This is a genomic window from Chryseobacterium sp. PCH239 (genome assembly GCF_018924625.1).
Taxonomy (GTDB): domain Bacteria; phylum Bacteroidota; class Bacteroidia; order Flavobacteriales; family Weeksellaceae; genus Chryseobacterium; species Chryseobacterium cucumeris.
Genome location: NZ_CP073027.1, coordinates 903,582 through 924,822, shown reverse-complemented (window position 1 = coordinate 924,822; position 21,241 = coordinate 903,582). Strand labels below are relative to the sequence as shown.

The 21,241-nt window shown below is 34.9% G+C and carries 20 protein-coding genes, 1 tRNA gene, 2 pseudogenes and 1 riboswitch; of the genes and pseudogenes, 12 read left to right on the top strand and 11 right to left on the bottom strand.

The genetic code is table 11. The annotated features are described in order from the left end of the window. Positions 1–22 precede the first annotated feature (22 nt). From KBP46_RS04360 to KBP46_RS04330, 7 genes and pseudogenes are all read left to right on the top strand, one after another. Positions 23–592 (top strand): CinA family protein, encoded by a 570-nt coding sequence (locus KBP46_RS04360; protein ID WP_216444737.1) that lies wholly within the window; start codon positions 23–25, stop codon positions 590–592. Between the two features lie 32 nt (positions 593–624). Continuing rightward, a complete protein-coding gene (locus KBP46_RS04355) occupies positions 625–1,377 on the top strand; it encodes an SDR family oxidoreductase (RefSeq protein ID WP_216444736.1) in 753 nt (250 codons plus the stop codon). An 11-nt stretch (positions 1,378–1,388) separates the two neighbouring features. Then, positions 1,389–2,048, top strand: coding sequence for an alpha-amylase family glycosyl hydrolase (locus tag KBP46_RS04350; RefSeq protein ID WP_216444735.1), 660 nt, complete (start codon positions 1,389–1,391; stop codon positions 2,046–2,048). A gap of 67 nt (positions 2,049–2,115) precedes the next feature. Further along, positions 2,116–2,868, top strand: coding sequence for an alpha amylase C-terminal domain-containing protein (locus tag KBP46_RS04345; RefSeq protein ID WP_216444734.1), 753 nt, complete (start codon positions 2,116–2,118; stop codon positions 2,866–2,868). A gap of 163 nt (positions 2,869–3,031) precedes the next feature. Further along, positions 3,032–3,610: a ferritin-like domain-containing protein gene (locus tag KBP46_RS04340; RefSeq protein WP_216444733.1), complete on the top strand. Its 579-nt coding sequence runs from the start codon at positions 3,032–3,034 to the stop codon at positions 3,608–3,610. 212 nt (positions 3,611–3,822) lie between these two features. After that, positions 3,823–4,431 (top strand): alpha-ketoglutarate-dependent dioxygenase AlkB, encoded by a 609-nt coding sequence (locus KBP46_RS04335; protein ID WP_062670013.1) that lies wholly within the window; start codon positions 3,823–3,825, stop codon positions 4,429–4,431. Between the two features lie 129 nt (positions 4,432–4,560). After that, positions 4,561–5,171, top strand: a pseudogene (locus tag KBP46_RS04330) (DUF4142 domain-containing protein). 122 nt (positions 5,172–5,293) lie between these two features. On the opposite strand, the gene KBP46_RS04325 reads toward KBP46_RS04330, so the two are convergent. After that, on the bottom strand, positions 5,294–5,752 hold the full coding sequence (locus KBP46_RS04325; protein ID WP_216444732.1) for a PA2169 family four-helix-bundle protein: 459 nt from the start codon (positions 5,750–5,752) through the stop codon (positions 5,294–5,296). A 121-nt stretch (positions 5,753–5,873) separates the two neighbouring features. Then, positions 5,874–5,980: riboswitch (TPP riboswitch) on the top strand. Between the two features lie 25 nt (positions 5,981–6,005). Between KBP46_RS04325 and pnuC the strand changes: the two genes are divergently transcribed. From pnuC to KBP46_RS04310, 3 genes are all read left to right on the top strand, one after another. Next, positions 6,006–6,602, top strand: a complete 597-nt coding sequence (gene pnuC, locus KBP46_RS04320; protein WP_062670006.1) for a nicotinamide riboside transporter PnuC — start codon at positions 6,006–6,008, stop codon at positions 6,600–6,602. Continuing rightward, positions 6,589–7,620 (top strand): hypothetical protein, encoded by a 1,032-nt coding sequence (locus KBP46_RS04315; protein ID WP_216444731.1) that lies wholly within the window; start codon positions 6,589–6,591, stop codon positions 7,618–7,620. The genes pnuC and KBP46_RS04315 overlap by 14 nt, the downstream gene beginning before the upstream one ends. Positions 7,621–8,081: 461 nt before the next feature. After that, positions 8,082–8,441: a VOC family protein gene (locus KBP46_RS04310; protein WP_062669996.1), complete on the top strand. Its 360-nt coding sequence runs from the start codon at positions 8,082–8,084 to the stop codon at positions 8,439–8,441. Positions 8,442–8,448: 7 nt separating this feature from the next. On the opposite strand, the gene KBP46_RS04305 is transcribed toward KBP46_RS04310, so the two are convergent. Beyond that, positions 8,449–8,985, bottom strand: coding sequence for a GNAT family N-acetyltransferase (locus tag KBP46_RS04305; protein WP_062669998.1), 537 nt, complete (start codon positions 8,983–8,985; stop codon positions 8,449–8,451). A 171-nt stretch (positions 8,986–9,156) separates the two neighbouring features. On the opposite strand from KBP46_RS04305, the gene KBP46_RS04300 reads away from it, so the two are divergent. Next, positions 9,157–9,230 (top strand) — tRNA-Ala (locus tag KBP46_RS04300). 629 nt (positions 9,231–9,859) lie between these two features. Continuing rightward, positions 9,860–11,440, top strand: a complete 1,581-nt coding sequence (locus KBP46_RS04295; protein ID WP_062669992.1) for a hypothetical protein — start codon at positions 9,860–9,862, stop codon at positions 11,438–11,440. 643 nt (positions 11,441–12,083) lie between these two features. Here the strand turns inward: KBP46_RS04295 and KBP46_RS04290 are convergent. The 9 genes and pseudogenes from KBP46_RS04290 to KBP46_RS04260 form a co-directional block, all read right to left on the bottom strand. Continuing rightward, positions 12,084–13,151: a glycosyltransferase family 4 protein gene (locus KBP46_RS04290; RefSeq protein WP_216444730.1), complete on the bottom strand. Its 1,068-nt coding sequence runs from the start codon at positions 13,149–13,151 to the stop codon at positions 12,084–12,086. Between the two features lie 11 nt (positions 13,152–13,162). Then, positions 13,163–13,843, bottom strand: coding sequence for a glycosyltransferase (locus KBP46_RS23505; RefSeq protein ID WP_253297200.1), 681 nt, complete (start codon positions 13,841–13,843; stop codon positions 13,163–13,165). A gap of 75 nt (positions 13,844–13,918) precedes the next feature. Continuing rightward, positions 13,919–14,029 (bottom strand): annotated as a pseudogene (locus KBP46_RS23500) (DUF1972 domain-containing protein); the annotation flags it as partial. Positions 14,030–14,034: 5 nt separating this feature from the next. After that, positions 14,035–14,382 (bottom strand): DUF1972 domain-containing protein, encoded by a 348-nt coding sequence (locus KBP46_RS23495; RefSeq protein ID WP_253297199.1) that lies wholly within the window; start codon positions 14,380–14,382, stop codon positions 14,035–14,037. A gap of 126 nt (positions 14,383–14,508) precedes the next feature. Next, entirely contained in the window at positions 14,509–15,585 is a 1,077-nt protein-coding gene (locus KBP46_RS04280) for a glycosyltransferase family 4 protein (RefSeq protein ID WP_216444729.1), read from the bottom strand. 1 nt (position 15,586) lies between these two features. Next, complete coding sequence (locus KBP46_RS04275) at positions 15,587–16,822, bottom strand: glycosyltransferase family 4 protein (protein WP_216444728.1); 1,236 nt, start codon at positions 16,820–16,822, stop codon at positions 15,587–15,589. After that, complete coding sequence (locus KBP46_RS04270) at positions 16,767–17,510, bottom strand: DapH/DapD/GlmU-related protein (RefSeq protein WP_216444727.1); 744 nt, start codon at positions 17,508–17,510, stop codon at positions 16,767–16,769. Before KBP46_RS04270 ends, KBP46_RS04275 begins: the two co-directional genes overlap by 56 nt. Next, the gene (locus KBP46_RS04265; RefSeq protein WP_216444726.1) at positions 17,507–19,816 is read right to left on the bottom strand and encodes a hypothetical protein; all 2,310 of its coding nucleotides are present in this window, start codon (positions 19,814–19,816) and stop codon (positions 17,507–17,509) included. The genes KBP46_RS04270 and KBP46_RS04265 overlap by 4 nt, the downstream gene beginning before the upstream one ends. A gap of 119 nt (positions 19,817–19,935) precedes the next feature. Next, on the bottom strand, positions 19,936–21,240 hold the full coding sequence (locus tag KBP46_RS04260; protein WP_062669979.1) for an O-antigen ligase: 1,305 nt from the start codon (positions 21,238–21,240) through the stop codon (positions 19,936–19,938). Position 21,241: the final 1 nt, after the last annotated feature.

The following is a 21,241-nucleotide window of genomic DNA, read 5'->3' as shown; positions in this document are numbered from 1 at the left end:
ATACTATTATAATATATACAGCATGATTTTAAAATCTTCTCAAATTGCCCACGCTGATTCATTGTCAGTAAAATCCCTGGTGCATTTCGTCATAGAACTCGAGAAACTGTTTAAGCGTATCGGAGAGTATCTTCTTTCAGGAGATGAAACCGTTTCAACGGCTGAAAGTGTTACAGCCGGATTTTTACAGTTTTCGTTTTCCCAGATGAAGGATGCCTCCCAATTTTTTAAAGGCGGCATGACAGCGTATACTTTAGAAGAAAAGGTAAATCTTCTTGATGTAGATGCTCTGGAAGCCAGACAATATAACTCTGTATCTCCTCATATTGCTGAAACAATGGCGTTGCAGGTAGGTAAACTCTACAAAACCGACTGGTCTATTGGAGTAACAGGATATGCCACTCCGGTGGAAGAATCAGAAGGGAAGCTCTTCGCTTACTTTGCCATTGCCCACAAAGGAAAAGTGGTTCTTTCAGAGAAATTAGATCTGCACTCCAGAACCAAACCTGTTAATGCCCAGCTCTATTACAGTGAATTCATTCTGGGATGCTTTAAGCTGGAACTGGATAAGAAACGGAAAAACAAAGAATAAATCTATTTCAATAATAAACTATAATCACACCTATGAAAGATTTACAACTAAAAAATAAATCTGTCCTTATTACAGGAGCAGACAGCGGAATTGGTAAAGCCATCGCTCTTTTATTTGCTAAAGAAGGAGCTGATATTGCCTTCATACACTATCATGATGCCAAAGATGCCATGAAAACAGTGGATGAAATAAAAAAAACAGGAAGAAAAGTCCTTTCGTTTGAAGGTGATATTAATGATAGTGAATTTTGTAAATCTGTTGTTAATGAGGTAGTTTCTAAATTCGGAGGAATAGATATACTGATTAATAATGCAGGAACCCAGGTTCCTTGTGAAAGTATAGAAAATCTTAAAGAAGAGGATATCCGCAAAACTTTCGATTCCAACATTATCGGAATGATCCTGCTGACAAAGATTGTATTTCCTTATTTAAAACAAGGGGATTCTATTATCAATACTACTTCAGCTACTGCCTATCTTGGACATGAAGAATTACTGGATTATTCAGCAACCAAAGGCGCTATTGTTTCGTTCACCCGTTCACTGGCACTGCAGGCTAAACCTAAAGGAATACGGGTGAATGCTGTTGCACCCGGACCGGTAGCCACGCCGCTTACGGAAAAAACATTTGGGGAAGAAGATGAAGATCAGAATAAACCGCCGCTAGAACGTAATGCTTCTACCGAAGAAGTGGCAGCAAGTTTTCTATTTCTTGCCACAGATACTTCATCACAGATAACGGGACAGGTTCTTCATCCTAATGGAGGTTTAATTGTTAACGGTTAATCTTAACGGATATGAATGGAGTTATTATTCAGTTTTTCCATTGGTATCATCCCGGAAACCTATGGAATGAGTTTGCTGAAAAAGCAGAATATTTAAGAGATTTGGGATTTACTGCCGTATGGTTTCCGCCTGCCAATAAATGCAGTCTCAATATGGAAGGGCGTGGCTATGATGTATATGATCTTTATGATTTGGGAGAATTTGATCAGAAAGGCAGTATACCAACCCGGTACGGGACAAAAGCCGAATATTTAATGGCAATAGAGAAAGCGCATGAAGTGGGAATGTCTGTGTATGCGGATATTGTTTTAAACCACAGGATGGGTGGAGATAAAGAAGAAAAGATTATGGTACATCAGCTGAATGAAGAAAAGCGTAATGAAAGAATCTCTGAAAATATGGAGGTTTCAGCCTATACGAAATTTACTTTTCCGGGAAGAAAAGGAGTGTATTCGGACTTTATATGGGACTGCCACTGTTTCAGCGGTATTGATTATGTGATCAGAGAAGGAGAGGAGATGAAGGGTGTTTTTAAAATCCATAATGAATATGGTGAGGAGTGGACAGATGCCGTAAGTCATCAGTTCGGTAATTATGATTATCTGATGGGAGCTGACATAGAGTACCGTAATCCTTATGTTGTGGAGGAAATGAAAAACTGGATCAGATGATATATGGAAACAACGAAAGTAGACGGAATCCGATTGGATGCCTTAAAACCATATCTCCTCCAACTTTTTGAAAGACTGGGTCTCCTATATTAAAACAGAAGTAAATCCTGAATGTTTTGTTTTGGGTGAATTCTGGAAAGACGAGGCAGAAAAAATTGAGTATTTTTCCGATAAAATGTCTGATCTTATCTCTTGTTTTGATACTCCGCTGCATTATAATTTCTTTAAAGCATCACAGGGTGGTAAAGATTATGATATGAGCCGGATTTTAAAAGGAAGCTTCCTGGAGAAGAAACCGGTATTCTCAGTTTCTTTTGTTGAAAACCACGATACACAGCAGCTTCAGGCTCTTGAATCTGCGGTGAAAGACTGGTTCAAATCCTTGGCTTATGCTATTATTCTTCTTACCGATGAAGCTTATCCCTGTGTATTTTATCCCGATCTTTTTGGTGCAGATTATATCGATATAAAGGATGAGCAGGAAGTGCATATCATCATGCCGAAGGTTGAAGAGCTTCCCGGTCTGCTTGAAGCGAGAAAGCTTTTTGCATATGGTAAACAGACCGATTATTTTGATCATCCCAACTGCGTGGCTTTTGTAAGGGAAGGAGATGAAAAGCATGCGGGCTGCATTGTAATCATGTCTAATAGCGAAGAAGGTTATAAAGAAATAGAATTGGGAAAAGAACATGCGGATTCGGTTTATACCGATTTTTTAAAGAACCGTCATGAAGAAATTTATACGGATAAAGACGGGAAAGCGGTGTTTACTGTAAATTCTGGTTCGGTAAGTATATGGGTAAAAAAACAAACACCGTAATGATTGGCAAATTTTCAGGCCTTTTATTCTCTGCGAACAGCTATTCTAATTTTATCTTACCATATAAGCTCCTGTAATTTTAGATACCACATCTCAGTATTTTGGACAAAAATGGTCTTATAGTTGCAGATTTACCACCAATCAATCACTAAATTATTATAATATGGAAACTAAAACGGCAACCAAAAAAACACCAGCCAAAAAAGCAACAACAGCAAAAGCAAAAACTCCGGCTAAAAAAAATGCAGCCAAAAGTTTGGAAGATCTTTTTGAAGATGCGCTGAAAGATATTTACTGGGCTGAAAAAGCACTGCTGAAAGCGCTGCCGGCAATGATGAAAAATGTAACCAGTGAAAAGCTTAAACAAGGCATTGATAAGCACATCACGGAAACAGAAGGCCATGTGGAAAGATTGGAAGAATGTTTTAAAGCATTAGGAAAAAAAGCCCAGACAAAAAAATGTGATGCTATGCAGGGATTGCTGGATGAAGGAAAGAGCATTATGGAAGAGACAGAACCGGGAGCAGTAAGAGATGCGGGCATTATTGCAGCAGCGCAAAAAGTTGAACATTATGAAATTGCTACTTATGGAACACTGGCAGCATTCGCAAAAGTATTGAAGGAAGAAGAGTGTCTTAAAAACTTTTTAAGCACATTGGAAGAAGAAAAAAATGTGATGAACTGCTTACAAAAGTTGCTGATACCAATCTTAACAGCAAAGCCATGTAAATACAATCTTTAAAAAGGAGACCTGAAAAAATCAGGTCTCCTTTTTATTGAAATCCGGAAAGGTTTAAAATGCAACATTTTTATCTTGGTTGATTTTGTATCAGTTGTAGTATATTTGTGGATATAATTTGTATCAATTTAGTTTTTTAAAATGAACTGTAATTGAATAACAAAACTCTTATACTGTAAAAGAAAACTGTATTCTACCATTTATAAAGTTTAAAAATGACCCAACTTAGCCTGTTCGACTCAGCAGATCTGTACGAATTTCCAAAAGACCTTCTGGAATACAGAGAACATTTCCTGAATCAGGAAGAAGCTGACCGCCTTAAAATTCATCTGCTTGAAACAGCTCCCTGGAAACAACGTACCCAGAAAATGTATGATAAGATGGTTCTCACACCTCGCTTAACCGCCTGGTATGGAGATGAGAAAAATGCCTATCCTTCAGACAATGAACTGGATGCCCATCATTGGACACCGGAACTGTTTTCTTTAAAACAAAGAATAGAAGAAACATTTGGCTATCAATTCAATTCCGTATTGTTGAACCTTTACAGAGATCATAACGATTCTGTTGCCTGGCATCGGGATAAGGAAAGCAGATATGGGAAACGTCCGGTGATTGCGTCAGTAAGTCTGGGGCAAACCAGAAATTTTGATTTCAGGAAAAAAGACCATCATCAGAGTAAATACAGCCTGCCTCTTCCTCACGGATCATTATTGATTATGAAAGGAGACCTTCAGGAAAACTGGGAACATCGTATTGCCAAGTCTCTAACCGCTATGAAGGAGCGTATTAATCTTACATTCCGGTTGGTTAATAAGTTGTAAGGTATTTATTCATAATGTTTTATGATTAGGTTAGAAGTGTTGTAATCGGTTTTTGGCAGATAAATTGTTGCATTTATAAACAAAGTCATTGTTTGACTTCATTAATATCACCACTTAAAATTTATTATTATGAAAAATCTTGTAGTAACAATTTTTGCATTAGCTGCTTTAACGGCCTGCAAAAAAAACGAACCGACAACCACGAGTCAATCTGAGGAAAGTACCACAATGTCTGCCCCTGCAGAATCCGGGATGACGGTAAGCGACTCCACCAAAATGTCAGACACCAAAGATCAGAAAAGTACTCTCAGTGATCAGGACAAAAAGTTTGCAGATGCTGCAGCCATAGGAGGACTGATGGAAGTAATGATGGGAAAACTGGCCGCAACAAACGCTGAAAACTCAGTGGTAAAATCTTTGGGAGCAATGATGGTAACCGATCATTCCAAAGCGAATGACGAGCTTAAGAATTGGGCATCAGGAATAGGGTATACCTTACCCACAAGTCTGGATGCCGAAAAGCAGAAGATGTATGATGACCTGAAAGCTAAGAAAGGTAAAGACTTTGACAAAAATATACAGATCTAATGGTCAGTGATCATAAAGAAGATGTGGAAGCATTCAAAAAAGAGGCGTCAGAAGGAACAGAAGCCTCATTAAAATCTTTCGCAGCGAAAGCCCTTCCGACACTTGAACATCATTTGCAGGAATCGGAAAAAGCTAAAAATGCGGTCAAATAATATTGAGTTTTTATGACCTGCATCATAAGTATGAGCATACAATATTTAATAATTTTGAATTGATTAAATATTATTTTGTTCTTGATTATAGTAAGCTCCTCTTTTTAAGAGGAGTTTTTTGATTATTCTTTCTTTTTATATTCTTCAATTTTCTTGAATTGTCTGTAAGAATCTTTAAGGATACGAAGCTGTTCAGACACAATCTCAGTACTTTTTGGGCTGAGCTCACCTGTGTCCAGGGCATTTTGATAAGCTTCAATAGCTGCTTTTTCGCCAAATACCACATTTTCTAATGTAGATTCTATGAGATTTCCCATGGTAAAAGAATTTTTAATGTCAATCCAAGTTCTGTGAACAGCTCCAGCCATGGACGTTGAGTCCTCCGGAGTGCCTTGCTTTTCTGTGATGAGGTTGATCAGTTCATTTTTCATGATTTTCGACTGCGAAATCATATGTTCGTATTCATCTTTTACATCCGGATACATTTCCCATACTTTTCCCTCAACTTTTTCAAAGCCTTGCTTTCTGTCGTTGGTAATGTGAAGTAAGTCATTAAGTACTGATATTTCTTGATTGTCCATAATATAAATTTTTAGTTATCCATAAAATTATAATTTCCCTCATCGACTCTTTATAATCGTGATCATATCCTGTAAATAAAAAACCAAAGTCCTTTCTTTTTTCAACAAAAAGCTGCACCTTTGCCGAACAATGGGGTGCTACAAAACAGTGGCTGAGATGATACCCAGGAATGTATTTCCACACCTGATCCGGATAATGCCGGTGTAGGGATTGCTTACTGATCATCTCATCATTTGATTTCTAATAATTAATATGATGCAGGACATTTTAAAACAAATTACCTTACCGGAATGGTTCGGAGTCTTATTTTCAGTCATTCAGGTTTTACTGGCCCGTAAAAACAATGTCAACAACTACCTTTTCGGAATTGCGGGGATTCTGCTTACGCTGTATGTGATGCTTACTTCCAAGCTGTACGCTGAATTTACCTTAAATCTTTATTATCTGATCATGAGCATCTATGGATGGTTATATTGGAAATTCGGAAAGCAGAAATCAGAAATGGAAATCTCTGTTACCACCACCACAGAAAAATGGATTACGGGAGGAATTGTTCTGGGAACTTTTATCTTATTCTGGTCTTTTCTGACCCATTTTACAGACTCGGATGTTCCTATCTGGGATTCTCTGGTGAGTGCTTTTGCCTGGGCGGGAATGTGGCTGATGGCGAGACGGAAAATTGAAAATTGGGTGATACTCAATGTCAGTAATATCATTTCTATTCCTTTAATGATTCATAAAGAATTGTATCTCTATGCTGTTTTGACGTCATTCTTATTTTTAGTAGCCATTTCCGGATATATAGAGTGGCAAAAAATTATTAAATCGAAAGCTAATGCTGAGTACTAAAGAGATCAGACGGGAACTTCATGGAGCCCCTGTAATTTCTGATAAAGTAATGCAGCATATTCATGAAGAAAAACTGCTTAAAATATGGGTTCCCAAAAAATATGGAGGACTCGGCTATCGTTTTGAAGAAGGACTTAACACCTTATTTAGCTGTGCAGAAACCGATGGAAGCTTTGGCTGGATGCTGACACTTTGTGCCGGAGCCAATTATTTTTCCAGAAATATCAAGCCTGAAATTGCTCAATTACTGTTTATCCATTCTGAAACCTGCTTTGGTGGCAGCGGAATGGTGGGAGGAACTGCAGAAAAAATAGACAACAGCCACTATCTGATCAACGGTTCATGGAATTTTGCAACAGGTGCACCTCATCTTACCCATTTTACATTGAATGCCAAAATTACAGAAAATGGAAAACCTTTAATGGATGGTCATGGCAATGGAATAATTCGATCATTTATTATTTCGAAAGAACAAGCTGAGGTTATTCCCAACTGGAAATCTATGGGAATGAAGGCCAGTGGCACCTATTCATTCACTGTTGAAAATGTGCTCGTTAATGAAGACTATAGTTTTGTTTACGATACTTTTTTCACCAATGATATTCTGGACACTATTCCTTTTCGGATTTTTGCAGACTTGACACTGTTGGTCAACTATTTGGGAATGGCTTCTCATTTTATTGAAGAAGCAGAATATATTCGTCCTGAGATCCATTTCAAAAGTTTCACAGAGTCTGTTGAAAAGCATTTGGAAAAAGTATTGCAAATTGCCGGAGAAGTAGAAAATATACTCGGTGATCACAAAGATATTTCTGAAGGATATCAAAACGAAATCCACCAATATGGAGTAGAGCTGGTTCAAAGATTATCCCATCAGATTCTTACTATTTATACACAGCTGGGAATCCGGGCTACGGATATTAATTCTGAAGTGTATCAGGTGTTCTGTGATTATTTTACAGCTGCGATGCATTCTAATTTCAGACCTTCTGCTGATGATTTGGACTTTTCTTTTTGAGTAGAAAATTCTTTGTTAATAAACTTTTTATCTAATGCTGGTATTCTTTTATGACTGGCGTCATAAAGTAATTTTTATTATTTCACTATATTTGGAATAATAAAACTAACCCCATGAAATAAGCCAACATAAAGACTTGTTAAACTAAAAATGATTAAAGATTACCAAAGATTATGAAAGACTTATTTTCATTAAACGGAAAGAAAAGGATCATGTGATTACGCACTTAAAAAAAGAGATGTACTCATTGATCGAAAATGATAACTGGATTACAGTTACGGTTAAAAAGTGGTTTCATACAATGATCGTATCCTATTTGATTTGCAATGGTTTAGTTACTTTAACGATTGTAAGAACAAAATTCACTCTATTTTACGAAAAATATACCGTTTTGTAATTATTTCTTTTTGAGAATAGAGTTATAAGATCTTAAATTCTTTATTATTTAAAGCAACACTAAAATGAAATTAAAAATATTATCCATCGTTTGGGGCGTTGCGGATTTGAACAGAGCAATTGCATTTTGGTGTGAAGCTTTGCACTACAAAATAAAGAATGAGCCTGATGTTGACTTTGCCATTCTGATACCAAAGGAAGGAGATGGAATGCAGTTATCATTAAAATTAACCAGTTCAGAACAGCCAAAGAGACATCATATGGACCTGATAACTGATAATCAGCGGCAGGAAGTAGAGCGGCTTCTTAGTATTGGGGCTGGAAAGATGCCAGGCTGGAATTACGAAGATGATGCTGACTATGTAGTTCTTCTTGATCCCGAAGGAAATTCATTTTGCGTAGTACAGCAAAACAATGATATCTGAAAGGCATCTATTCTGTAACCCATTCTTCACGAAGAACTGCATAAATAATATCATCAACCCATTTATTTTTCCAGAACAGACTTTTCACAAAATGCCCTTCTTTTCTTAAACCAATTCTTTCCATCAGTTGAAGAGAAGCAGTGTTGTCAGGATCTACGGAAGCTGTAATTCTGTGTTTTTGTAAATCATTAAAAAGAAAATCAATGATACCTTTTAAAGCCTCAGAAGCATACCCTTTACCCTGAAATGAGGTGTTTAAGGTAATTCCAAGTTCTACCTGTACATTTTCATCTCCAATAAAATGAATTCCGATATCTCCAATGACTGCTTTTGTTTCTTGATCAGTAATCAACAGCTGATACCAGCTTTCAGGTTGGTTGAATTCAGTTGTGTTTCTTTGGATAAAACTTTCCACTTCTTCCAGGGTTTCAGGAATCCAGCCTTGAAATTTATTGGCTTCGGCATCTGAGCGGTAATCGAAAATATCCTGTTTGTCATCAATCGTAATATCCCGAAGAACTAATCTTTTTGTATAGAGTTGCATGATTGTATTATAATTTCAGACAAAAATAGGTTAATTAGGAATTTATTCTAGGGATAATGATGGATTTTATGGTCATTGAGCCTATTTCCATTAATTTTAATTCAATAAAAATTATAAAATAGTTGCAAATATCATTTAAATACTTACTTTTGTATCGCCTTACAAAAAAACGGGGGATTGGCGCAGTTGGCTAGCGCGTTTGACTGGCAGTCAAAAGGTCACGGGTTCGAATCCCGTATTCTCCACTTAGTGCAATTATAAAATGTATATAATGTACGAAAATATGATAAAACCTACAAAAATCAATTTTTGTAGGTTTTTTTGTAAAAAGGGATGGTATAGTTTTCAAAAATTTTTAGTTCCACTTTTAATAACCTTTAAATGTTGCATTGTGTTAGAGCAAAGTTATGGACTCTTTTCTATAGAGATGCTTATCAATTAAAGTGGAAAGATATAAAGGAAGGTCATGATGGAGGTCTATGGATTATGAACAGTAGACATAAATCTAATTCACAAATGGATATTTCTCTATTACCGAAGGTTATTGAAATTTTTTTAATTAAAAGAAATCGCAGATATATACGAAATACCAAATAATCTCAATACCCATAAATTTTTATTCTTTTTCTCCAAAATTGTATTTAAAATATTTTGATCTGAAATAGATCTCTTAAAAGTCCAGAATAACGGACTTTAGTTTTTAAGGTTGTCTGATTTGTTATATGATACAGCCTATTTTTTGATATTAATATTTGTGGATATTTTTCCACAAGCCTGTACATGTATTTCCACGGCATTCGAAGAATTTTTACATCTCTATTAGCATACCTTTACCCCGTAATAATATCAGTTATGATATGTAAAACAATAATGAATGGTTAAAATTTATACAAAATTATTTATAGCAGTATTAGCTTTAAGCTCTACTTTTGCTTTTGCCCAGGCAGGAAATGTTGGTATTAATACTGCAAATCCAGGTTCCACTATGGATATTAATGGATCATTAGCAGCAAATTATAATGCTGTTATTACAAATTCTTATAATTTGAACTCATCAGATTTCCATGTTGCTTATAATGGTGGTTCCAATGCTGTTTTTAATCTCCCTTCCGCAGTCAGTGGGGCTGGGAATTATAAAGGACGTATTTACAGGATTAAAAATAATACAAACTTTAGTATTACAGTAAATTCTGCATCTCCAGAGACTATTAATGGAAATCCCAATGTTCTTGTACCAGCAAATCAAAGTGTAGAATTAATCAATACCGGGCTTACAGGAGCTTCTTCTACATGGGAAATCCTTTCAAAAGGAAGTTCTTCTACAGGAGATTATATTATTGTAAAACCAAACGCTATTCAAACAGTATCTACAGGGTCGGACGTTACATTTGGGTCTGTAATTGCAGCCAATAATATTACTTATAATGCCGGTGTTTTTAATTTGAAAGCCGGGAAAACCTATGTTCTCCGTTGCCAACTGCATGCTACAGAGTTCTCACTAGCTGGAGGTTTCTTTGTCTATGAGTGGGTTGATGCTTCAAATAATTCTGTTCTTCCCTCCAGTACCACCGGTGTTGTTGATGCGATAAATAATTATCCTGCCACTTCAATAGGAGGCCAGCCAGAAGCCTATGCTATTTACAGACCTACAGTGGATACCTCTGTAAAAGTACGATTAGGAGGAGCAGGAACAGCTCAGTTGAATCCTCAGATAGGATTTATGACTGTTACAGAGCTTGCTGGAGGGAATGGAAACGGAGGAACAACGATTATTAATAACAATATTACCGCAAGCAATGGTCTTACATTATCAGGTACAGATGTAAAACTGGGAGGAACCCTCTCACAAGCTACAGATATAGCAATGGCGGGAAACAATTTAAGTATTAATGGTACAGGAAAAGTCCTGATGGGGACCAATACGGTGCCCGCGGGTGCATCAAATGCAAAAGTTATTATTGATAATGGGACTACCAACGGTGCTCTTCAAATTAAAGATGGTACTCAGCAGTTGGGGTATGTCCTCACAAGTGATGCCAATGGTTTGGCAACATGGTCATCCACTGTTACTACAGCGTTCGCCAATAATTGGACACCATATACCGGGACATTAATAAATCCTTATACAGGCGGAACTGGAGCTGCAGGATTAAATACGGGAGTTCAGGTAACTATCCCTGCAAAAGGATGGTATTTTTTCCGATGTGGAGTTGCGATCAATTCTGATTGTAATGATTACTTTTTTTATATTAACGGTATTGGTGATGTCTGGAGAAGCTACTGTGGCTCAAACACTGCTGCATTCATGTTTCCAAGAGATCAGAACCGTGTATTATATTTTGCTACACCAGGAACCTACACTGTGTTAGCTGGTAAAACAAATGGAGTAGTTCCGACCTCATTCAATGCTGGAAACCCTTCTTTTTATCTGGATTTTGTAAAATTCCAAAATTAAATAGCGGCTTTTATGTTAAGGTTCAGCGATTCTAAAAACACAGAAAAACTACAAGGATTATTTCTTTGTAGTTTTTTTATGGATTAAAATCACTACTTTTTCCGTTCTATGGAAAAAGTAGTGATTTGATGTGATTTGTATTGATAAATTTTGTGTCTTTTATTTTTAGAGATAATTTGTATTGTTTTTATTCTAAATTTATAAGGTCTTTAAAAGTATTCTACTCTTATTATAACTGTTGAATTACCATACAAAAGCAATGTAGAACTACATCATATCCAATCACTTTATTGATGATTGGACTCTAAAAAGCTCATTTTTATAAGTAATTCTCTACAATAAAATTTTGCGCAATTTTATTGTAAGATTTTAAATATGTATAACAACAGTTAGTTTTCAATTGACTTTTTAGCTTTTACTGCTTTTAAAAGATGTTAGAAGTTTTATAAATCATGATGAAGCCAATTACTTTTTGCTCATCCGGAGAAACAGAGCATCCTTGCTTTCTTTGTTTATTACTTGCCCTTAGTTATTCTCATGAAGGGTTTCTACTAAAGTGCTCGCAGCATCTTGTTTTATAATTAGTGATAGAGGAGTTTATACAAGAGATTCCAAAAAATGACAGTGAATAAATGAAACAATCTTAGTTGTACTCTAATTCTTTTATCCTTTTTTTCCAGCTCAGGAAATGATTAATACTTTTAATGATTTTGAAAACAGCTATAAATATAAAAAAGGAGATTAATGAAGAATAAATAGAGTAGCTTTTAAAAAAAACATACTGAACGAGAAATGTCAGAACATTAATCAAAATAAAAGTAATACTTATTTTTTTATGAGAAAAACCTAATAAAAGAAGAAGATGATGGATATGGGTTTTATCTGCTTTGAAAGGTGATTTTCCTCTTAATATTCTATCAGTATACACTCGTATAGAATCAATTACGGGAATAGTAAATACAAAAAGTATAAAAAATACTCCATAAGGAAAAGTTGTTGTATTGTTATCAAACTTTGTGATGAAAATTCCCAGACATATCAATAAATATCCTAAAAATAGCGAGCCTGAATTTCCTAAGAAAATTTTATTTTTCTGAGAAAGATTATATTTTAGAAAAGCTATAATACTTCCAACAAAAAGTATAGCTACTCTTGCCAGCCCTAAGTTGCCTTCTATTAACATGATAATAAAGAACAAAACAAATCCTATTCCTGCTACACTACCTGCAAGCCCATCCACACCATCTATAAGATTAAAAGCATTAACTGCTGTTACGATAACCAAAACAGTGAGCAGATACTGGAAGTATGTATTAATTTCATAGATTCCGAACAATCCGTATAAAGATGAAATTCTTATTCCGGAAGTCGCTATAATGATACTTACACAAACTTGAATGATTAGTTTATAAATAGCTTTAATATCAGTTTTATCATCTAGAGTTCCCACCAGAAGTAAAATATAAGAGGTTACAATAATTGGAAGTATTATTCTCCAGCTTTTATCTGCGGAAATTTCAATTAATAGTAAAATAATCATTCCAATAGCCAGACCTCCAATTAATGGAGTAGGAGTGTAATGTATTTTTCTTGTATTGGGAACGTCTACCAATCTAAATTTTTGGGCAATGATTCTCATTACGGGGATTATACAGATTGATAAAATGAAGGCAAGGGTTCCCGATATTAATAGTTCTATAAAATTTTTCATGGTACTTTGTTTTAAATGGGTTCACTGGGATTATTGAATAACTGTATGTTTTTCAGATGTTCTAAGTTGTACTTTTCAAGGATTTTTTTCTCCAGGTTACAAATTACAGGATATACTTTTGCTTTGTTTTTTGCAGTAAATGTTTCTTCAATAAGATTATGGTATTTTTTTGCGATTTTTTTCCAGATATATCTTCTTTCCGCTATCTGCTTCATCCTGATTGCACAATTTTGAAGATCTTCATTTTTCAGTTGAGCCAAAATATTTTTCAATTCTTCTGCATTTGAAAAATAAAATGCCTGATTTTCTGTAGTTGTTCTGTTGTAAGAAACACCATTGCTGATAACCGGTAGTCCTAAAAACATGGCTTCCACTAAAGAAGGATTGGTGCCTCCTGCAGAATGACCGTGAATATAAAGCGAAGCATTTCCGCGAATAAGATCTATTGTCTCTTGCTCATAAATTGGATCTAAAAGATGAATATTTTCGAAATCTGAATATTGCTGTTTCAATTCCACACCATATTGACTATTCTTCCAGTTACCAACCATTACGAGCTTGCGGCCAGGAAATTCGCTGAATACTTTTAAAATAGTGTGAACGTGATTCTCTGGTTCTATTCTGCACACTTTTACGGCGTACTCACCCAGTAAAAAAGGATATTCTTCAATATTTTTTGATGTGGGAACCAAATTTACTTTTGTGTGGTCTGCCCCATATTCTATTACCCTGCTGATTGTTTTATATCTTAAAGAAGTATAATCCTGAATAGATTCATTATCAGAAATATCAATATCAGAAAACTGTACTGCCAGTTTTTCTGCCCAATATAAATATAATTTGGCTGCTAATGACCATTTATCTCTTTTCCATTCGATACCATCTATGGAAATAATGATTTTTTACTGGTAAACATTTTTACAAATGGAAGAAGCCAGGCTCCGGCTACCCCTAAAATCAGTAAAACATCACAGTAAAATAATGAATGAATAATAGACCATGTATCATATGCAATACTCTGAACTCCATTGGCGTCTAGAGGAATATATTTTAGTCTGGCTCCTTTCCAGCTTTCACTCCTTTCTTTTTCTGGGTATTTTTTTGAGGAACAGTATACTGTAAAATCATAGGTATCTGAGAGCTCTTCTACAAGATGAGCAGCTAAAGTTTCAAATCCTCCATAATTGGCAGGTAAGCCAACGGTTCCGATAATTGCTACTTTTGTTTTCATAATTAGTTATATTTAAAAAGAGTATAACTATTCATGTTCCAAAAGTAAACTGGATTATAATTTGTTGATAATCAGTATTTTATTTTTGTAAATATTTGTGCATAATTCCAAAAAATGGAAAATCTGTTATAAACTGGAAATAATATGGATTGATTCTTTCTCAAAATACTCCTCCGAGAACATCAGACTTTTAGCATAAGCTGCATCACTGAAAGATTGATAAATAATTCTATCTTTTAATATATAGTTTATTTTTTCAGATAGCTCATTTATATTTTTAGAATTAACCCAAAAACCATTTTCACCATTTTTCACAAGCTCCGTAACGCCGCCAATTGGCGGAACAATAACAGGAAGACGATATCGCATTCCTTCCAGAATAGTTAATCCAAATGTTTCAACCCAAAGATCGGGATGAGATAGATTGACCACTAAATCAGCCTCACGGTAAAAAATATGAGTGTCAACCTGAGTAGGATAGATTTTCAGATTTTTTGGAATTTCTTTCATCCTGAAATAATCTAAAATTTCCTGCTCTGAAGCATTGACTACCAGTTTGAAAATATATTGTGAATTTTGTTGTGCCAGCTCCAAAAACTCGTTTACCCCTTTGTATATTTTTAAAGAGCAGATCATTAAAACCACCGGAACTGTATTTTTATGATTTTGAAATTGGTCTGCTTTTTCAACAAAATCATGTTCCAATACATTGTAAAGAAGAACCTGGTTGTTGATAAGAGATTCCTGCCTCAAAAGAAATTCTGAAACAAAAACAATCTTATGGGCTGTAAATTTTGCTATTCCAAAAAGCAAATTCTTAAAAATAGCAGGCTTGATTGAAGTTTCGTGGATATGATAGATTACTTTGCAGCCTTTTATTTTTCCGGCAATAGCCGCTCCAAAAGGAAGCACAGTATTGATATAGAGAATATCTTTTCTTTTCAGGAAAAACAAAAGCTTTATCATTAATAGAAACTGACAGAGAAAGAAATTACATATTCTTGTGACAGGATTGGGTGAAAAGCGATACCAGAAATAATGATTTCTCACTTTAGAAATATCAGAAAGAAAACCTTTTCTTCCACCTGAAGTAAAAAGATGGGTTTCCATACTATTTTTTGTCCAGGCTTTTAATAACTGCATCAGTACCTTTGGACTTCCGCTATAATCATTTAATAAATGAATGGCAACAATTCTTTTCATTTCAGATTTGATTATAAATTGTATTCAGATATTCACCTCTTTTTTCCCAGGAAAATCTTTCCAGATAATGTTTTCTTGCCCCGGTACTCATTTCTTTCCTTAGATTTTTTTCCAGAAAAAGCCTTAGTAATGCATAGCTGAGCTTCTCAATGGTTTCATTGTATTCCTGCTGTGGAATTGCAAAGCCACAGGTACGATTGATGAACTCTCCAGGGCCTTCATTTTCAAGACATACCACCGGTAATCCAAATGAGAGTGCTTCCGGAACTACCATTCCTGCCCCTTCATGTGACGGAAATAAAAATACTGATGATTGTTCATAGATTTTCATGAGTTCTTTCCGGTCAATCCATTCTATTATTTCAATGAAATTATTCATTTCAAGACTGCTGATAAGGGACTGGTAAGATTTTTTCTGTTCCCCCGTTCCAATAAGAGTAAGTTTGCATAATGCTTTATCTTTTTCTGAAATTTGATTAATGAATTGGGCAAAAGATTTTATTGTTAAATCAAACCCTTTTAAGGGAACGAACCTTCCTACGCTGATTATCTTAAAGTCTGATTTTGGAAGTAGTTCTTTTTTCTGGAAAAAGTCTTCTGATGCTACTGAAGGATAAAGTGAGTATTTGCCTTTACCCGGCTTCAGTTTTTCCGGAACACTGCTATTCATACACCAAATATGATCTGAATGCTCAATTGTATTTCTTAGTGATACGGAAAATTTCCAAAAGCAATTTTTGATCAGCCAGATAAGGCGGTCTTTAATTAAATATTGTATTGAATAATCTTTCAGATATTGTTTTGGAATCAGAGGATGATGTCCTACCGGTCCCCAAACCATAGGCTTATTAAGTTTCCATAAAAAGCTTGGCGTCCAATCATTATGAAAGTTGACATTATGAACAATATCAAAATCCAGTTTTTGTTTTTTGATAAAAGAGACAACTTTCTTTTGCCACAGATAGTAATAAAGCATGGCACCGAGATTTCCTTTTTTCCAGAAGCGCATCCAGTAAGGAAGATCAAAATAAAGGAATTGGATATTCATATATACAGGATCAGGATTTTCTGCCATATATTTTTCAATATGGATTTTATTATTTTCTCTTGTAATGGCAATCACTTTTCGGAACCGGGCAATCTGATATACAAAATTCCAGCCCATGGCATCTTCCGAACCTTTATAGGGATTTACGGCATAGCAAGTCGCCAGTATAATCTGATTGGTAGTCATCATAAGTTCTCATTTTTATTAGTTTTGCAGGTACACCTCCTATAATACTGTTGTCTGGAAATGATTTTGTAATAACACTTCCTGCTGCTAAAATACAGCCGGAGCCAATTTCTACGCTGTCCAAAATTGTAACTTTACTGCCAATCCAACAGTTTTTGCCTATTTTAATTCCTTTTCGATTCACGCCCTGATGTCTTATGGAAATATCAGGATCTTCATAATTGTGATTTTCCGGATGGCAGCTAAGGTATTGTCCTACAATACAGTCGTCACCAATTTCAAGACCTCCGGAACCTCCGAGATAAGCAAATTCTCCAATCCCTACATTATTTCCAATTTTTATTTTTTCTCCAATATTATTTAATGAAGTAGAAACTATAATTCTGCTGAAAGCCCCTATAGAAACATTATTTCCAAATTCTATCCCCTGTTTAGCCAGTGCAGAAATATAAACGTCATTCCCTAATCTCAGAAATTTTCCCCATTGTATTTTTGAAACATTGAAGAATCCTACACGTTTTCCCAAAAGCATTCCTTTTGGATTTCTTAAAAAGAATATCGTCTTCAGTCCTCTGATGAGACTCCAGAACTGAACCCAAATCAGAAGGAATACGGCTTCGGAGTTTAATGCCTTATCTAAAGTAAAGTCCGGATTTCTGAGCTTTATGATTTTTTCAACAATTGTTTTCATTTTGCAGCAATTATAGTGTTCATTATAGTACCTAAAGTGGTGTCCAAATCATTATTTTCGATGGAAAGATATTTGATCTTCGGATCTTTTTTTTCCAGTTTTGAGAATAATCTGCCGTATGATGCTGTCAAAGCACATATTGAATGATAGGAAAGTTCTTTTTTTCTGCCCAGAATTTTTTCGGGAGCAGCATACAGAAAAAAATTAAATTTGGGTTTTAATAGCAGATGATATCCGTTTTCTGTGATGCCTTCCGGAAGTTTGATATTGCTTCTTTTACTATCTGCAATAAAATCAAAATAATATCTGTCATACAATACAATTTTTCCTCTTAACACATATTTCAGATAAATAATAAATTGTCCAATAATATAATCTGCATAGTAATATGTAAATCTTAACAATGAGGAGAAAAAATGATCATTCTTACCTTGTCTTGGCAGAGAATTTACAATATCCTGATGCGCTTTTTCTTTTCCCTTTGTAAATACACTCAATATCGGAAGGAGAGAAGGTCTGTGTCTGAGAACTTTTACAGGTCTTCGGTAGCGTTTTTCAATGAGCTCCGAAACTTCAGAAATAACCGTTGATTTTCCAACACCATCTACACCACTGAAAGTAATAATGAATCCTCTTTCTGAAAAAATATCTTTTAAATAGCCGCCGAGATTCTTAAGGAATAAAAATCCTCTGTTGCATTCTTTGTTTTTCAGCATTGTAATACATTCTGTTTTACTTTTCATTATTGTTTCTGAGGCATTCTCATATACAAAACTTTTATATGAATCCGGAATTTTACTATTATTTAGGGTATAAAAATAATACAGGTATTTTGCCGTATCTTGTGGAGATGATATTTTAATTCCATATCTGTTCTGCTCCGCATGATCTATCATTCTGTGTGTTTCCATAAATTCAAGATGTTTCCACTTCAGCTGATAAATAAGATCCAGATTAAGAATCTTAAGATCATGAGTAATAAGCCTTATGTTGTACATGAATGATTTTTTGACAATTTTTATTCTGTTGACCAGACTGTTCTGTTTTAGAAATACAGCCATTTTTGAAGCATCCTGGAAGGAGATAACAAGATCAATATCAGAGTTGAGAGGGAGTTTTTCCGGTTCTTTATCATGGAATTTCAGTGCAGCATATTTCTGAGGATATAAGTAATCAAAAATATCCATGATAAGAAGCTCTCGTTCGGTTTTGATTTCAGTAAGATACATATTCAAGGCCTCCGACCATACTTTTAAAAGCCAATGAATCTGAAGATGCCATTGTTCTTGTTCAGAATACAATTTCAGGTAATAAAGCACATTGGTCAGCAGATAGAATTTCAGATATTTTTTAAGTTCATTATCATTAAAATTAAATGCAGTTTTATTGTGCTTTCTGATTTGTGTCCAGGTTTCTTTCCATGGCATATGCTGTATAAGGATACTGTTCTGTATGATAAAGTGAAAGAAATCAAATCCTTTAGGTTTTTCAAATGAAGCCAGTTCCCAATCGTATATTCCAAGGATATCATCTTTTACACAGCAGTTCCAGGGAGTAAAATCCCCATGAGAAAAGGATAAGTGTATCATTTCATCTTTATCAATATTTTCCAGAATCATTTTAAGTTTTCGCATCAGATTTGGAGGGATCCGTTTATCATCAATTGTGGTGAAGTTTTCTATCAATGTGCCGAAATGTTTCCAATTGGATATTTTAATGGCAGTCTGATATTTTTCTTTGACTCCCTGAAGAGCTTTAGCATGAATTCCACTGAATTTCTTTTGTCTCTTTCCGTTATTTGAAATATCAGAAAGCCTTAATACATAATCATTAATTAAAGATGCAGAAGGTGTTGAATACAATCTGTTGGTTCCGGAGTAGGTGATGATTTTATATTCTTTATTGATAAGATTTTTTGCATTTTTTGTCGCAGCAATTTTGAAGAAGCATTTGTCTGCAAATAAAACGGCTTTGTTATTAGGGCCTGGAGTTCCGGTAAATATGGCCCAATCATTCATGATGTCAAATAAAGGGTTTTCTTCTGAGGTATAATATAAAGTCTCTTTTTTGAATACTACTTTCTGCAGATTCAGAAAGAATATGAGATGCACAACGAAGGCAAATAATTTTCCCTTAATCGTTGTTATATTATAGAACTTCAGGAATAAAGGCTTTTTTGATCGCGAATTCCAAAACCATCGTACACTTCCATCCTGGTTGGGAATATAAGAAAATGAGATTCTTTTACTTCCTGTCTGCTGTTTCAGATACAGTTTATATCCTATGTTTTTAAATAAGTTTCTCATGATGTTCTATTTTATATTAATATAGGATATAAACATCTTGCCAATTGTTTAAGTTATTGAATTTGTGTCGTTTGTGTTGTTTTTTAGTGAGATGTGTTTTCCAAAAAATGGAAAAAAAACTATAGAATGGAATTTTTTTCTATAAGATCAGGTCTTTTTCTTTTAAGAACAATTTTTTGCAGCCTGGTAAGATGGTTGCTGTTTTTAATAGCCACGGAAAAGATTATAATTTGGTAAAATAAAATTCCGTAATTGCTTTCTCCAAATATTCCAAACTCAGTAAAAGAATTGATGATAATAGGAATAAGGATTCCAATGAGCATAAGTTTTGTTTCTTTGGGTTGGGACATTATTGATTTTAGAGTAAAAAAGACCTGAAAAAAAACAATGGTGAGCCCAATAAAACCAAGATTCATAAGAACCTGCATGAATGTATTATGAGTCATTTTTCCCGGATAGGTGTGGGCGCTCTGAAAAAACTCTTTATAGTCTATTCTCATAAATCCAAAACCAAAAAGTGGTTCCCTTGGTAATCCTTCATTAATTAAAGCTTTCCAGAAAGGAAGTCGCCCTGTAAGGCTCATTACTTCTTCCAGACGAGACTGATCGCCACCCTTTAAAATGATACTGTAAACCGCAAAGGGAGCTATTATCGCCACCACTCCGATAATGGCAAATTTTAAAGTTTTTTTCTTGGTCTGGTTAACGTGGAAAAATATAATGAGTAAAATTCCGATAAGTGAAGATCTTGATCCCGTCATATAAAGTGCATACATAATGATGATGATCTTTATAATAGTCCAAATTTTATTTTTAAAACGGTAAAGGTCAAAAATAAGACAGGCACAACCCACACCGGCAAGCATTCCAAGCTCATTGGGATTCATTAATGTACCGCCAAGTCTGGCCTCTTCACCTCCGTCAGTAAGACGGAAAAAGATATCAGGAGCAATCCATAGCCCGATAACAAAGACAAGTTGCAATACAAATACAGTGTTTCCTAAAAGATGATAAAGGCGGATGCTATGGCCTTCAAAATAAATATCCAGTATTTTTAAACTTTTTACAAAGAAATAAGCAAAGACAAAACTCTGAAAAGTCATAAACCATTGCAGTGCACTGAATCCCGGATTGGTACTCCAGGAGAATGATATAAATCCTAAAGTCAGATAGCCCATGTACAGGATAGGGGAGAAAATATTTTTATAGGACAATGAATTTACTCCGCCATAATTGATGATTTTTTGATAAACAAGAATAGAAGAAATCATAACCCCCATTCTACCTACTATCTTTATTCCCCTTGTGATAGCAACATTTTCACTCCACGTAAAAAAGCAGGCTACCATTAGCAGCAGAATAATAAACAATTGATTATTTGTTTTTTTTAGAAAGAGCTGATGTTTAGGGGATAAGGTTTCCATA

Excerpts from the sequence above, each read along its gene's own strand:
- KBP46_RS04355 (WP_216444736.1), top strand. The coding sequence starts at position 625 with ATGAAAGATTTACAACTAAAAAATAAATCTGTCCTTATTACAGGAGCA.
- KBP46_RS04335 (WP_062670013.1), top strand. The coding sequence starts at position 3,823 with ATGACCCAACTTAGCCTGTTCGACTCAGCAGATCTGTACGAATTTCCA.
- KBP46_RS04265 (WP_216444726.1), bottom strand. The coding sequence starts at position 19,816 with ATGAGAAACTTATTTAAAAACATAGGATATAAACTGTATCTGAAACAG.
- KBP46_RS04280 (WP_216444729.1), bottom strand. The coding sequence starts at position 15,585 with ATGAAAAGAATTGTTGCCATTCATTTATTAAATGATTATAGCGGAAGT.
- KBP46_RS04340 (WP_216444733.1), top strand. The coding sequence starts at position 3,032 with ATGGAAACTAAAACGGCAACCAAAAAAACACCAGCCAAAAAAGCAACA.
- KBP46_RS04290 (WP_216444730.1), bottom strand. The coding sequence starts at position 13,151 with ATGAAAAATTTTATAGAACTATTAATATCGGGAACCCTTGCCTTCATT.
- KBP46_RS04325 (WP_216444732.1), bottom strand. The coding sequence starts at position 5,752 with ATGGACAATCAAGAAATATCAGTACTTAATGACTTACTTCACATTACC.
- KBP46_RS23495 (WP_253297199.1), bottom strand. The coding sequence starts at position 14,382 with ATGAAAACAAAAGTAGCAATTATCGGAACCGTTGGCTTACCTGCCAAT.
- KBP46_RS04315 (WP_216444731.1), top strand. The coding sequence starts at position 6,589 with ATGCTGAGTACTAAAGAGATCAGACGGGAACTTCATGGAGCCCCTGTA.
- KBP46_RS04305 (WP_062669998.1), bottom strand. The coding sequence starts at position 8,985 with ATGCAACTCTATACAAAAAGATTAGTTCTTCGGGATATTACGATTGAT.
- KBP46_RS04295 (WP_062669992.1), top strand. The coding sequence starts at position 9,860 with ATGGTTAAAATTTATACAAAATTATTTATAGCAGTATTAGCTTTAAGC.
- KBP46_RS04310 (WP_062669996.1), top strand. The coding sequence starts at position 8,082 with ATGAAATTAAAAATATTATCCATCGTTTGGGGCGTTGCGGATTTGAAC.
- KBP46_RS04260 (WP_062669979.1), bottom strand. The coding sequence starts at position 21,240 with ATGGAAACCTTATCCCCTAAACATCAGCTCTTTCTAAAAAAAACAAAT.
- KBP46_RS04350 (WP_216444735.1), top strand. The coding sequence starts at position 1,389 with ATGAATGGAGTTATTATTCAGTTTTTCCATTGGTATCATCCCGGAAAC.
- pnuC (WP_062670006.1), top strand. The coding sequence starts at position 6,006 with ATGATGCAGGACATTTTAAAACAAATTACCTTACCGGAATGGTTCGGA.
- KBP46_RS04275 (WP_216444728.1), bottom strand. The coding sequence starts at position 16,822 with ATGATGACTACCAATCAGATTATACTGGCGACTTGCTATGCCGTAAAT.
- KBP46_RS04360 (WP_216444737.1), top strand. The coding sequence starts at position 23 with ATGATTTTAAAATCTTCTCAAATTGCCCACGCTGATTCATTGTCAGTA.
- KBP46_RS04270 (WP_216444727.1), bottom strand. The coding sequence starts at position 17,510 with ATGAAAACAATTGTTGAAAAAATCATAAAGCTCAGAAATCCGGACTTT.